General features: G+C 72.3%; 9 protein-coding genes. 4 read left to right on the top strand and 5 right to left on the bottom strand.

Annotated features, from left to right (window positions below; translation table 11 throughout):
* Window positions 1-22 precede the first annotated feature (22 nt).
* Complete coding sequence (locus Cs7R123_RS14440) at window positions 23-1,066, bottom strand: hypothetical protein (protein ID WP_244871831.1); 1,044 nt, start codon at window positions 1,064-1,066, stop codon at window positions 23-25.
* 292 nt (window positions 1,067-1,358) lie between these two features.
* Between Cs7R123_RS14440 and Cs7R123_RS14435 the strand changes: the two genes are divergently transcribed.
* Together Cs7R123_RS14435 and Cs7R123_RS14430 are read left to right on the top strand one after the other, a co-directional pair.
* Window positions 1,359-4,340 (top strand): bifunctional diguanylate cyclase/phosphodiesterase, encoded by a 2,982-nt coding sequence (locus Cs7R123_RS14435; RefSeq protein ID WP_212826851.1) that lies wholly within the window; start codon window positions 1,359-1,361, stop codon window positions 4,338-4,340.
* A gap of 20 nt (window positions 4,341-4,360) precedes the next feature.
* Window positions 4,361-5,080, top strand: a complete 720-nt coding sequence (locus Cs7R123_RS14430; RefSeq protein WP_212826849.1) for a helical backbone metal receptor — start codon at window positions 4,361-4,363, stop codon at window positions 5,078-5,080.
* 73 nt (window positions 5,081-5,153) lie between these two features.
* Here Cs7R123_RS14430 and Cs7R123_RS14425 read toward each other — a convergent pair whose 3' ends face one another.
* The 3 genes from Cs7R123_RS14425 to Cs7R123_RS14415 all read right to left on the bottom strand — a co-directional run bounded on the left by Cs7R123_RS14425 (window position 5,154) and on the right by Cs7R123_RS14415 (window position 10,353).
* On the bottom strand, window positions 5,154-6,596 hold the full coding sequence (locus tag Cs7R123_RS14425) for a carboxylesterase/lipase family protein (RefSeq protein ID WP_212826847.1): 1,443 nt from the start codon (window positions 6,594-6,596) through the stop codon (window positions 5,154-5,156).
* Between the two features lie 207 nt (window positions 6,597-6,803).
* Complete coding sequence (locus tag Cs7R123_RS14420; protein ID WP_212829176.1) at window positions 6,804-8,450, bottom strand: FAD-binding dehydrogenase; 1,647 nt, start codon at window positions 8,448-8,450, stop codon at window positions 6,804-6,806.
* 262 nt (window positions 8,451-8,712) lie between these two features.
* Complete coding sequence (locus Cs7R123_RS14415) at window positions 8,713-10,353, bottom strand: PKD domain-containing protein (RefSeq protein WP_212826845.1); 1,641 nt, start codon at window positions 10,351-10,353, stop codon at window positions 8,713-8,715.
* Between the two features lie 224 nt (window positions 10,354-10,577).
* Between Cs7R123_RS14415 and Cs7R123_RS14410 the strand changes: the two genes are divergently transcribed.
* The gene (locus Cs7R123_RS14410) at window positions 10,578-11,540 is read left to right on the top strand and encodes an isopenicillin N synthase family oxygenase (protein WP_244871830.1); all 963 of its coding nucleotides are present in this window, start codon (window positions 10,578-10,580) and stop codon (window positions 11,538-11,540) included.
* A gap of 130 nt (window positions 11,541-11,670) precedes the next feature.
* Window positions 11,671-12,015 carry a hypothetical protein gene (locus Cs7R123_RS14405; RefSeq protein WP_212826843.1) on the top strand — a complete coding sequence of 115 codons (345 nt, stop codon included), beginning with the start codon at window positions 11,671-11,673 and terminating at the stop codon, window positions 12,013-12,015.
* Between the two features lie 293 nt (window positions 12,016-12,308).
* Here the strand turns inward: Cs7R123_RS14405 and arfB are convergent, their stop codons facing one another.
* Entirely contained in the window at window positions 12,309-12,722 is a 414-nt protein-coding gene (gene arfB, locus Cs7R123_RS14400; RefSeq protein WP_212829174.1) for an alternative ribosome rescue aminoacyl-tRNA hydrolase ArfB, read from the bottom strand.
* Window positions 12,723-12,900: the final 178 nt, after the last annotated feature.

The following is a 12,900-nucleotide window of genomic DNA, read 5'->3' as shown; positions in this document are numbered from 1 at the left end:
CACTATGCCCCGCCGCGCACCCCTACAACACCGAGACGTGGACGTGGTTGGTGTGGTCGCCGGCGGGGGAGTCGCCGCAGTTGGAGCCCGCGGAGCTGTACGACTTCCAGGCGCCGTTGACCCAGATCTTGCAGTACCAGATCACGTACATGATGCCGAGACGGCTGGCGTTCTTGATGAAGAACGAGGCGAGCTCGGCGCCGTACGTCTTGTTGGCGCCGCTGGCCGACGCGTTCTCGAAGCCGCCCACGGCCGCGGCGAAGTCGCAGGCGCGGCCCTTGGGGTGCTCGCCGTCGCCGCCGGAGCGGTGGCAGGAGACGTAGTGGTTGAACCCGGCGGCCTTGGCCTGCTTCATCGCCCACAGGGTGCGCGGGGTGATGCAGCCGCTGGTGGTCGGGTCGTCGATGCTGCACGTCTCCTTGGGCCACGACCCGTCGGAGTTGCGCGGGGCGGGCTTGGCCAGCGCCGAGTTGGGGTTGATGTACCCGGTCGTGCCGCCGCCGCCGACGACGGCCTGCAGCGCCTTCTCGGCGGCCTTCTTGCGCTTCTCCATGTCGGCGAGCGCGGCCTGCTCCGTCTTGATCTCGGCTTCGAGCTGGGTCTTGGCGTCGGTGATCTCTCGCTGGCGCTGGGTCAGCGCCGCCAGGCGGCTCTGGTCGCGCTCGGTGAGCCGGTCCATGGCGCTCGCCCGCTCCAGCAGCGAGCCGGGAGTGCCACCGCTGATCATGAGGCTGAGGGTCCCGAGCCGGCTGGTCTTGTACGCCTCGGCGGCGTACACCGCGACGAGCTTCTTCAGCCCGACCAGGTCGGCCTCGGCCAGGGCGAGGTCGGCGTTGAGCGTCTTCTGCCGGGTCTGCGAGGCCTCCAGGGTGGCCTGCGCCTCCAGGTAGCCCTTGGCCGCGCTGTCGAGGTTCTCGCGCAGCTGGGCCAGCTTGCTGCTGCTGCCCTCGTTGGGCGGCTCGGCCAGCGCGGGCGCGGCCGGGGCGAGCCCGGTGAGCAGCATGGTCACAGCGGCCAGCAGCAGTGCGGCCGTGGCGGCACGCCGCCGGGGCGCGTTGGGGGTCACGGGGGTTCCTTCCGTCGGTGCCGCGCGGACTCCGCGGCCGCCGTCCGGAACCGCGGGGGAGGCGGTCGGGCGGGAGCAGGGCCAGGTCAGGCCACTGGGCGGGGTCGGGGTGCGCGACGGTTGGCAGTCGGTACGTGAACGGGGCTCGGTGCCGGGGACAGGCGGTCAGAGTACCGCGTCGTGGGCCGGGCTCTCAAAAGCGCATTCCAGCGACGCCCGGCCGGTCACGTAATAGTGTTATCCGGAGGGGATTGTGTCGTCTCGCACCTTTTCAGTGCTGTTCACAGCCTGGATGGTGCTGATTGGCGCGCTCTACTACGCCATCGCACCGATCCAGGTGTGGCTGTGGGCCGTGCTGGGAGTCAGCGGCATCCTGGCCATCGAGCTGGGCATACGCCGTAACCGTCCCAGGCGTGCGCGTCCATGGCACCTGCTCGCCCTGGCGCTGTGCCTCTTCGTCATCGGCGACGCCGCCTCGGCGCTGATCAACCGCGACAGTGCCACGCCCTACCACGTACCCCTCCTGATCGATCTGTGCTACCTGGCCATGTTCGTGCTGATGAGCATGGGCCTGATGGGGCTGGCCAGTTCGGGGTCCGCGGTGCGCGACCGGGCCGGGCTGCTCGACGCGCTGACCCTGATCCTCGGCGCCGGACTGGTGGCCTGGGTGCTGGTCATCGAGCCGCGCTTCACCACGCCGGGCCTGTCCCCGTTCGACCAGATCACCACCGTCGCGTATCCGCTGGCCGACCTGGTGCTGCTGGCGATGGTCGTGCGGATCGTGGTGGTGTCGCGCTGGAGCGTGCCGGTGGTGCTGCTGGCCGTGGGCGGGGCCGGCATGTTCGTCAGCGACATGCTGCACCTGTTCGCCCGGCTGGACGGGTTCTGGCACATCGGCGGCCAGCTCGACGTCGGCTGGATGCTGCTCTACTGGGGCTGGGGCATGGCCGCCCTGCACCCGCAGATGGTGTGGCTGACCGAGCCCCGCAAGCTCCAGCCGGCCGAGCTGACCGGGCGGCGGCTGGTGGTGCTGGGGCTGAGCTCGCTGGCACCCCCGGCGGTGCTGCTGGTCGAGGCGCTGCGCGGGCCGGTCGACAACGGCGAGGTGATCGCGGCGCTGACCGTCGCGATGTTCGCCCTGGTGCTGATCCGGCTGGTCGACGCGATGCGGTCGCACCGGCAGGCGCTGCTGCGCGAGCGCATGCTGCGCGAGGCGGGCGCCGAGCTGGTCGGCTCCACCGACGCCGGGCAGGTGACCGACGCCGTACGCAAGGCGGCCACCGGGCTGCTGCCGCCGGACGCCGACCACCGGGTGGTCCTCGCCACGGGCCGGCCCGACGAGCCCGCCGCGACCGTCCCGGACAGCAGCGCGGTGCTGTGCCACGTGGTCGACCTGCCCGCGTCGGCCGCGCGCGAGCTGGCCGGGTTCGACGTGGCGCTGAGCTGCCCGCTGGCCCCGGCCGACGGGGTCCCGGGCGGACGGCGGATGGGCACGCTGCTCGTCGCGGCCGAGGAGAACGTGCTGCGTACGCTCCAGGGCTCGATCGAGGTGCTGGCGCTGCAGGCCGCGCTGGCGCTGTCGCGGATCACCGCCAACGAGGAGATCAACCGCCGCGACAGCGAGGCGTACTTCCGCGCGCTGGTGCACAACACCGCCGACGTGATCATGATCGTGGAGGCGGGCAACGAGATCCGGTACAGCAGCCCCTCGGCCATGGCCATGTTCGGCCGCGACCGCCTCGAAGGCACCGACCTGCTCGACCTGGTCATCCCCGAGGAACGGGAGCGCAGCGCGGCATACCTGCGCCGGGCCCGCTGCGAGCGGCGCGGCGAGACCACCGACTGGACCGTGTGCGGGGTCGGCAACCGCCGCCTCCAGGTCGAGGTCTCCAGCCGCGACCTGCGCGACGACCCGACCGTCGGCGGACTGGTGGTCACCCTGCGCGACGTCACCCAGCGCCGCCGCCTGGAGCGGGAGCTGACCCACCGGGCCTTCCACGACTCGCTGACCAGCCTGGCCAACCGGGCGCTGTTCGTCGACCGGGTCACCCTCGCCGTCGACCGGGCCCGGCGCAACAGCTCCATCGCGGGCGTGCTCTTCATCGACCTCGACGACTTCAAGGACGTCAACGACACGCTCGGCCACCCCGTCGGCGACCAGCTGCTCGCCGAGGTCGCCGAACGGCTGCGCGGGGTGCTGCGCCCGCACGACACCGCGGCCCGGCTCGGCGGCGACGAGTTCGCCGCCCTGATCGAGGACGCCGCCGACACCGCCGCGATCGAGCGTGTCGCCGAGCGGGTGGTCCGGGCGCTGGCGCTGCCCGTACCGGTCGGCGACCACCTGGTCCCCGCCGAGGCCAGCGTCGGGGTGGCCACCACCCGCCACGCCGACGACGGCGACGAGCTGCTGCGCCACGCCGACCTGGCCCTGTACGCCGCCAAGGGCGCGGGCAAGGGGCAGTGGCGCCGCTATCAGCCCGCCCTGCACGAGGCGCTGATCGAACGCCTGCAACTGCGCGCCGACCTGGACCGGGCCGTGGCCGAGCAGGAGTTCAGCCTGCGCTACCAGCCCGTCGTCGGCCTGGACGGCAGGCGGACCGTCGGCCTGGAGGCGCTGGTGCGCTGGGAGCACCCGGCCCGGGGCACCCTGTCGCCGGACGAGTTCATCGGGGTGGCCGAGGAGTCCGGGCTGATCGTGCCGATCGGCACCCAGGTGGTGCGGCAGGCGCTGGCCGAGGCGGCGCTGTGGCCGACCCGGGTCGGCACCGGGCCGTACGTCAGCATCAACGTCTCGGCCCGCCAGTTCCGCACCCCCGGCGTCGTCGCCGACCTGCTGCGCGAGCTGGACGAGGCCGGGCTGCCGCCGCACCGGCTCATGCTGGAGATCGTCGAGACGCTGCTGCTGCACGACGAGGAGGAGGTCTGGGCCGACCTGGCCGAGCTGCGCGAAGCGGGCGTACGGGTGGCCATCGACGACTTCGGCACCGGCTACTCGTCGCTGAGCTACCTGCGCCAGGTTTCGCTGGACGTGGTGAAGCTGGACAAGTCGTTCGTCGGTGCCATCGAGACCTCACCGCAGCAGCGCGCCCTGGTCGAGGGCATCGTCCGGCTCGCCGCCACGCTGGGGCTGGAGGTGATCGCCGAGGGCATCGAGACCGAGCAGCAGCGCGAGATCCTGCACGACATCGGCTGCCCGTTCGGCCAGGGCTACCTCTTCAGCAAACCCCTGCCCGCCCCCGACACCACCGCCTGGCTCCTGTCCGAACTGAAGTAGGGCAGGCGTAGCGTGGCGGCGTGCGGATCGTGTCGCTGGTGCCGTCGCTGACCGAGGCCGTGGCCGCGACCCTGCCCGACGCGCTCGTCGGCGCCACCGACTGGTGCACCCACCCCGCCGGCCTGCCGGTCGCCCGCGTCGGCGGCACGAAGTACCCCGACCTGGACCGGGTGCTCGCGCTGCGCCCCGACGTGGTGCTGGTCAACATGGAGGAGAACCGGGTCGAGGACGCCGACGCGCTGCGGGCCGCGGGGGTCGAGCTCTTCGTGACCTTCCCGCGTACCGTCGACGAGGCGCTGACCGATCTGGGCGCCATGCTCGCCGCCCTCGGCGCGCCCGCCGAACCCGGCTGGCTGGCCGAGGCCCGCGCCGCCTGGGCCGCCGTCCCGCCGCTGCCCGCCCGCCGGGCGATCGTCCCGGTATGGCGCCGCCCGTGGATCGTCCTCGGCGGCGGCACCTTCGCCGGGGACGTGCTGCGCCGCCTCGGCGTCGACAACGTCTACGGCGACGACCCGGACCGCTACCCCCGCCCCACCCTCGCCGAACTGCGCGAACAGCACGCCGACCTGCTGGTGCTGCCCGACGAGCCCTACGCCTTCACCCGCGACGACGGCCCCGAGGCGTTTCCCGGCGTCCCGTACGCCCTGCTCAGCGGCCGCCACCTGACCTGGTACGGCCCCTCCCTGACCCAGGCGCCCACCCTCCTCGCCACCCAGCTCGCCGCCGCTTCAGGCGGATGATCATGCAGTTTCGGGGAAAGTGCAGGAATCTTGCACGGAATTCGTGCACTTTCCCCGAAACTGCACGATCCGCTTACGCCCAGGCGGCGAGTTCGGCGGCGCGGGGGGCGTGGACCACGGCGGAGGTGGGGGCGTCGAAGCGCATGACCGGGCGGGTGGGGTCCCAGGCGGGCCAACCCGGGTCACCCGTCGCGGCGAAGGCGACCCAGGCGCGGTGCATGGTGTCGGCCAGCGCCTGGGGCGGCGCGTCCCCGGCCAGGGCCTTGCCGTCGGAGCTGGCCAGGGTGTCGAAGACGAACCCGATCTCCAGGGCGTGGCAGGCGCCGAGCTGCTCGACCGGGGACTGCCAGGCGAACTCGTACAGCCAGGTGCGGGCGGGCAGGCGGGCGTCGGCCAGGCGGTTGAGCGGCAGCCGCAGCAGCCGGTCGGTGGCGATGATGCCGAGCAGCTCGCCCGGCCGGGCCTGCGGCCACGCCTCGCGGTAGACCTTCGCGGTGCGCCCCGGCACGCGGAACTTCGCCAGCGCCAGCCGCAGCGTCAGCCCGTTGATCTTCTCCACCATTCCGGTGGGCACGAACCACAGCCGGTACTCCTCGGCGTTGTAGCCGAGCATCACGTCGATCCCCGCCGCCGCGCCCGCGTGCAGCGCGCTCAGCGGGTCGGCCGGCACGGTGTCGCCGTCGACGGCGAGGGTGAACCCGATGCCGTTGCCGATCGGCGCCCCGCTGCGGCTGACGGCGGCCTGCGCGTCCAGCAGCCGCTTCGGGTCGACCGCGGCGAAGGCGGCGGCCGTGGCCGGGACGCGCAGCCGCCTGGCGACGGCCCGGGTGGACCTGGCCGCGCCCTCGCGCGACTGCGCGGTCGGGGCGCCGCTCTGCAGCACCGCCCGCCGGAACAGGCCCTCGGCGTACGGGCTGGTCAGCAGGGCGCCGATGGAGATGGAACCGGCGGACTCGCCGAAGACGGTCACGTTGCCGGGGTCGCCGCCGAAGGCCGCGATGTTCTCGCGCACCCACTCCAGCGCGGCGAGCTGGTCGCGCAGGCCCAGGTTCGTCGGTGCGTCGGGGAAGACGCCGAAGCCCTCGACGCCGAGCCGGTAGTTGAACGAGACCAGCACGACGCCGTCGCGGGCGAAGGCGCTGCCGTCGTACGCGGGCGGGCAGGAGGAGCCGTTGCGCAGCGAGCCGCCGTGGATCCACACCATGACGGGGCAGCCGGAGCCGTCGGCGGGCGCCCAGACGTTCAGGTTGAGGCACTCGGTGCCGGGGATGTCCGGGTCGGCCAGCAGCCGGTCCATCGGGGGCGGGAACGGGGCCTTCGGGGCGGTCGGGCCGTAGGCCAGCGCGTCGCGTACGCCGTCCCACGGCTGGACCCGGGCGGGGCGCCGGAACCGGTGCTCACCGAAGGGCGCGGCCGCGTACGGGATGCCGAGGAACACCGCGATCCCGTCGCTGAGCCGCCCGCGCACCCGCCCGGCCCGGGTGGCGACGATCGCCTCCGTCGCAATCTCCGTCATGGCCGTATTCTGCGCCCGCGCACCCCTTTCCCGCCCCCACATCCGGACCACAACTCGCGATCATGGGCCGCTCGCGCGGGTTGATCGCGGTTTGCGGTCGGAAGCTGCGCTGTAGGCCGAGCTTCCGACCGCAAACCGCGATCAACCAGCGGGCGGAGCGGTCAGACCACCGCGGGCGGAGTGGTCAGACCGCCGCGAGTCGGGCGGTCAGACCGCGGCGGCGGCCGCGCGGCCGGCCTGGCGGCCCGAGAAGAGGCAGCCGCCCAGGAAGGTGCCCTCCAGCGAGCGGTACCCGTGCACGCCGCCGCCGCCGAACCCGGACACCTCGCCCGCCGCGTACACGCCGGGCAGCGGCGAGCCGTCGGCGCGCAGCACCCGCCCGGACAGGTCGGTCTCCAGCCCGCCCAGCGTCTTGCGGGTGAGGATGTTCAGCCGCACCGCGATCAGCGGCCCGGCCTTCGGGTCGAGCAGCTTGTGCGGCGTGGCCACCCGGATCAGCTTGTCGCCCCGGTAGTTGCGGGCGCCCCGGATCGCGGTGACCTGGAGGTCCTTGGTGAACGCGTGGTCCATCTCCCGGTCACGCGCCTCGATCTGGCGGCGCACCTCGGCCAGGTCCAGCAGCGGCGTCTCGGTCAGCTTGTTCATACCCGCGACGAGCTCGTCCAGGTTTTCCGCGACGACGAAGTCGGCGCCGTTGCGCTTGAACGCCTCGACCGGGCCGGGCGCGCCCGGCAGCACCCGCTTGAGCAGCTGGCGCACGCTCTTGCCGGTCAGGTCCGGGTTCTGCTCGGAGCCCGACAGCGCGAACTCCTTCTCGATGATCTTCTGGGTGAGCACGAACCAGGTGTGGTCGTGCCCGGTGGTCATGATGTGCTCCAGCGTGCCCAGGGTGTCGAAGCCGGGGAACAGCGGCACCGGCAGGCGGCGGCCGGTGGCGTCCAGCCACAGCGACGACGGGCCGGGCAGGATCCGGATGCCGTGCCTGTCCCAGATCGGCGCCCAGTTCTCGATGCCCTCGGTGTAGTGCCACATCCGGTCCGGGTTGATGATGTTGGCCCCGGCGGCCTCGGTGATGCCGAGCATCCGGCCGTCGACGTGCGCGGGCACGCCCGACAGCAGCTTCTTCGGCGGGGTGCCCAGCCGCTGCGGCCAGTTGCGCCGGACCAGGTCGTGGTTGCCGCCGATGCCGCCCGAGGTCACGATCACGGCCTGGGCGCGAAGCGCGAACTCGCCCGCGGCGGCCCGGCTGGACGCCTCGCCCCGCTGCGCGGAGCTCGGTTCGAGCACGGTGCCGCGTACGCCGTCGACGACGCCCCCGGTCACGGTCAGTTCGTCCACCCGGTGCCGGAACGACAGCTTGACCAGGCCCTTGGCCGCCGCCGCCCGCACCCGCGCGATGAACGGCGCGAGCAGCCCCGGCCCGGTGCCCCAGGTGATGTGGAAGCGCGGCACCGAGTTGCCGTGCCCGTCGGCGAGGTACCCGCCGCGCTCGGCCCAGCCGACCACGGGGAAGAACCGCACGCCCTGCCGGTGCAGCCAGGGCCGCTTCTCACCCGCGGCGAAGTCGACGTACGCCTCGGCCCAGCGGCGCGGCCACGCGTCGCACTCGCGGTCGAACCCGGCACTGCCCAGCCAGTCCTGCAGGGCCAGCTCGCGGGTGTCGCGGATGCCCATGCGGCGCTGCTCGGGGGAGTCGACCAGGAACAGGCCGCCGAACGACCAGAACGCCTGCCCGCCCAGCGACGCCTCGGGCTCCTGGTCCAGCAGGATCACCCGCTTGCCCGCGTCGGCCAGTTCGGCGGTGGCCACGAGTCCGGCCAGCCCGGCCCCTACGACGATGACGTCGGCGTCCACGGGCGTCACTCTCCTCTGCTCGCCGCGGCTGTGATGCGCGGCACGCCGCGAGCTTAGCTAACGCGAAAAGCATTCGCTTCCGGGGTGCCGCGTGTGCCCGGGTGCCGTGCCGCGGCCCGTGCCGCGCCCCGCCCCGCCCCGCCCGCTTTCAACTGACGCTGGCCTATCTAGAGGAGTGTCGCGGGTATCCGCGTCCTCTAGATAGGCCAGCGTCAATGCTAAGTGCAGGCGCGAGCGACCCGCGCCGTCACCGTCGAGCGGGTCACGCCGCCTGGAGGATGAAGGTCCAGGTCGTCGTGGTGGTGCTGGCGGCGGCGGCCGTGGCGGTCAGGCCGCCGTAGCCGCCGGTCGGCAGGGAGCTGCCCGTGTCGGCCAGCAGACCGGTGACCCGGCCGCCGCCCGTCTGCGAGCTGTTGCTGCGCACCTGGACCCCGGCCGGCGCGTTCAGCGCCGAGGAGGCCGCGTCGCCGTGCATCCAGTACGACACCGCCCAGCTCTGGCTGCCGGTCACCGCCGTGGTCGGGGTGATCCGGGCCGCGCTGCTGGCGATGTCCGTCGCGCCGGCGAAGGTCACCGCACCGGCGCCGCGATACGCGGCCACGATGAAGTTGCCCTTGGCCTGCGCCGACAGCGTCACCCGCACCTGGGTGCCCGCGTCCCCGGCCGCCGCGACCTTGGTCCACACGGTCGTGGTGGCGTAGCCGCCGTCGAGGCGGTTCAGCTGGGTCCAGCCGGTCACCCCGGTCGGCGCACCTGCGGTGGCGTGCGTGTTCGTGCTGAGGATCAGCAGCAGCCGGTCGCCCGCCTGCACCCCGGACGGCACCGTCACCACGTGCTGGGTGGCGTTGGCGTTCGCGGTGGCCTGCCCGGCGAAGGAGATCGCCTCCGGGATCGGCGCGACGGTGACCTGCCGGGTGTCGGTGTCGGTGGCACCCCGGTCGTCGGTGACGGTCAGCGTGACGCTGTACGTGCCCGCCGCCGCGTACGTGTGCGACGTCGCCGGGACGCTGGCGGTGTCGGCAGTGGTGCCGTCGCCGAAGTTCCAGGCGTAGTTCTGGACCGCCCCGTCGGCGTCGGTGGAACCCGAACCCGACAGCGAGCAGATCAGACCGGTGCAGCTGGGCGCGAGGTTCGCGACCGGGATGGCGTTGGCCGCGCCGCCCGCACCCTTGAGGATCTTGATGTAGTCGATGTCACCGACGAAGTAGTCGCAGGTGACGGTGACGCCATCGCAGGCGCTCTTGCCGCCGATGGAGAACTGGCGGGTGTTGTTGATGGTGCCGGTCGGGCCGTTGAGCCGGCTGGTGCGCACCCCGTCGACGAACATCTCGACGTACGCCGAGGTCCGGTTGCAGGTGACGGTGTGCCACTGGCCGTCGGCGATCGAGCCGTCCATGTAGCCGGTGCGCGAGGAGCCGTCGGCCCCCCGGAACAGGCACTTGGGGCTGCCGCCGGGCGCCTCGAACTTCCAGTAGCCGCCGACCTGGCTGCCCTGCCCCTTCTGCATGATGTTGCCGAAGGAGTAGGTGCTCCGGTAGCGGATGGTGAATGAGAAGTCGCCCGCGTCCGGGTTGAAGTCGTTCGTGTTCGGGACGATGTTGACGTGCCCCGGCACGTACTCCTTGTTCTCCGGCAGGTGCACGGCGAACCGGTGACCGGTGGCTCCGGCGTACAGCGTGCCGGTGGCCACCTCGTCGCCGATGGTGCCGTTCCTCCCGTTGCCGCTGCTGTCCACCAGCACGGTCGAGCCCGGAGCCTCGTCCATGCTGTAGAACGCCACGGTCTTGGTGGCCGTTGCGTGCGCCGGCGCCGCTCCTACGAGGACCCCCGCGACAGCCATGGCGGCGACGAGGCCCAGCCTTCCGGCTGCGCGCCGCCCGCCAGGCTTGATGCCTGTACGCATGCGTTTCCTCCTAGTCGTTGCTTGGGGCTCACCCTTCCATGTGTTAACAAACGGTTGAATGGCCCTTTGGGTGGACCGGGTGACGCATTTCCGTCGCAGGTGGAAGGACTGGTTGACGGACGATCGGACGGTTGACCGGTCCGGCCGCACCCAGGTCGGCGAGGCTATTCGAGCGATGCCGGAACCACCGCGCGCGGCGCATCCGGGTGCGCGAGGATGGTGGCGTGAGCAGCCTGCCGATCATCGACCTGGCCCAGCCGCGCGCGACCGTGGCGCACGGCATCCGCGCGGCCTGCCGCGACAGCGGCTTCTTCTACCTGACCGGGCACGGTGTGCCGGCCGAGCTGCTGGCGGAGCTGGACGCGGCCGCGCGTGGGTTCTTCGCCCTTTCAGAGGCCGACAAGACCGAGATCGCGATGGCCCGCGGCGGCCGGGCCTGGCGCGGCTTCTTCCCGGTCGGCGGCGAGCTCACCTCCGGTCGCCCCGACCTCAAGGAGGGCCTCTACTTCGGCACCGAACTGCCCGAGGACGATCCCCGGGTACGGGCCGGACTGCCCCTGCACGGCCGCAACCTCTTCCCGGCCCAGGTCCCGCACCTCGGCCCGCTCGTGCTGACCTATCTGGACGCGCTGACCGCCGTGGCGCAGGAGGTCATGCGGGGTGTAGCCGTCAGTCTCGACCTGGACGAGGACTACTTCGCGGCCGGATACACCGCCGACCCGACGGTGCTGTTCCGGATCTTCCACTACCCGCCCGCGCCGGAGGGCGACGACGGCTGGGGCGTGGGCGAGCACACCGACTACGGCCTGCTCACGCTGCTGGCGCAGGACGACAACGGCGGTCTTCAGGTCAGGACGCCGCGTGGCTGGGCCGAGGCGCCGCCGGTGCCGGGGACGTTCGTGTGCAACATCGGGGACATGCTCGACCGGCTCACCGGCGGCTGGTACCGGTCGACGCCGCACCGGGTGCGCAACACCAGCGGCCGCGACCGGCTGTCGTTCCCGTTCTTCTTCGACCCCGCGTTCACCGCGGCGGTGCCGCCGCTGCCGGGCCGGGCCCGCACCGGCGACGACGGCCGCGACCGCTGGGACGGCCAGGACCTGCGCGCCTTCACCGGCACGTACGGCGAATACCTGCTGGGTAAGGTGGGCAAGGTATTCCCTGAGCTGGGCGGGGCGGTGCTGTGATCGTCTCTTCGCCTGTTGGGTGACGTGCTGTTCACCGTATGGCCAAATTCTGTCCACGTCGCCGGGTGACGGTGTTCTGATCCGGTGTGCGGCCATTGCCCCGGACCGTCTGGCAGAACGGGGATCGTCGGTGACCGCTCGGTTCGAGTTCTACGAGCGGGCGCCGATGGGCGTCACGTGGCGCCTGCTGTCCAGCAACAACCGTGATCTCGGCCGGTCGGCCTCAGGCTACTCCGACGTGGACGACTGCATCAGCGCCGTCGAGACCCTGCGCGCGGCGCTGGCCGACACCGAACCCCAGGTGTACCGCGTGAACCGGCTGGCCTGGGCGTGGCGATTGGACGTCGCCGACACGGCCGCCGTGGCCAGCCGCGCCTACCAGCGCCGGGTCCAGGCGCAGACCGCCTGCGGCCTGTTCGTGAAGCTCGCCTCCGTCGCCGAGATCACCCCCGCCGTCCGCCAAGCCCGCACCTGACCGAACCCGCCGATCTCCCACCGAAGATCGCCGCCCCCGGCCAGAACCTGCGCCTTCAGGCCACCGCTTGACCGCAACCGGCGATCTCCCGCCGGTGACCGCCGTGCCAGGGGCCCGAACCTGGGCCCCCAGGCCCGCACGTGACGGGAACCCGCGATCTTCCATCGGTGATCGGCTTCTCCGGTCAGAACCTGGGCGCTCAGGCCACAATGTGACCGCAACCAGCGATCATGCCCGGCCCCCGCCCCGGCCCCAGGGCCCGGCGGCCGGTGGGAGTGGGTGCGGCTGGGGCGTCAGTCGCTGTGGCCGGAGCGGCGGGTCTGCTTGAGGGCCGAGCGGTGGCGCTTGGACTCCAGGCGGCGGGCCTGGGCGCCCTTGCTGATGCGGGTCGGGCGGCGGGTCGGCGGGGGCGGGGCGATCGCCGTACGCAGCAGCGCCGCCAGCCGGGCGCGGGCGGCCTCGCGGTTGGCGAGCTGGGCCCGGTGCTCGCTCGCGGCGATGGTGAGCACCCCGTCGGTCAGCCGGTTGGCGAGGTGTGCGAGGGCGCGCAGCCGCAGCGGCTCGGGCAGCGCCTGGGAGCGCTCCACATCGTAGGAGAGCTCCACCCGGCTGTCGGCGGTGTTGACCCCCTGCCCACCCGGCCCGGAGCTGCGCGAGAACCGTTCCCGCAGTTCACTGCCGGGAATCACCACATGCTCGCTGATCATCAAATCCTGTGCCACGGTCTGGTTCACCCCCTCCGGTCGCCGTGAGCCACCCGCTGATCATGCCCTACGGAGAGCGCGTTCACGAGCCGTTTTCAGTCTTGTCAATTTACGATCCTCGATATATCTTAATCGGTTTTGATGGCCCACGTCACAGGATTGTCACGGAAAATACCTCCGG

This window comes from Catellatospora sp. TT07R-123, assembly GCF_018327705.1.
Taxonomy (GTDB): Bacteria; Actinomycetota; Actinomycetes; order Mycobacteriales; family Micromonosporaceae; genus Catellatospora.
This window is presented reverse-complemented; position numbering and strand designations above follow the sequence as displayed.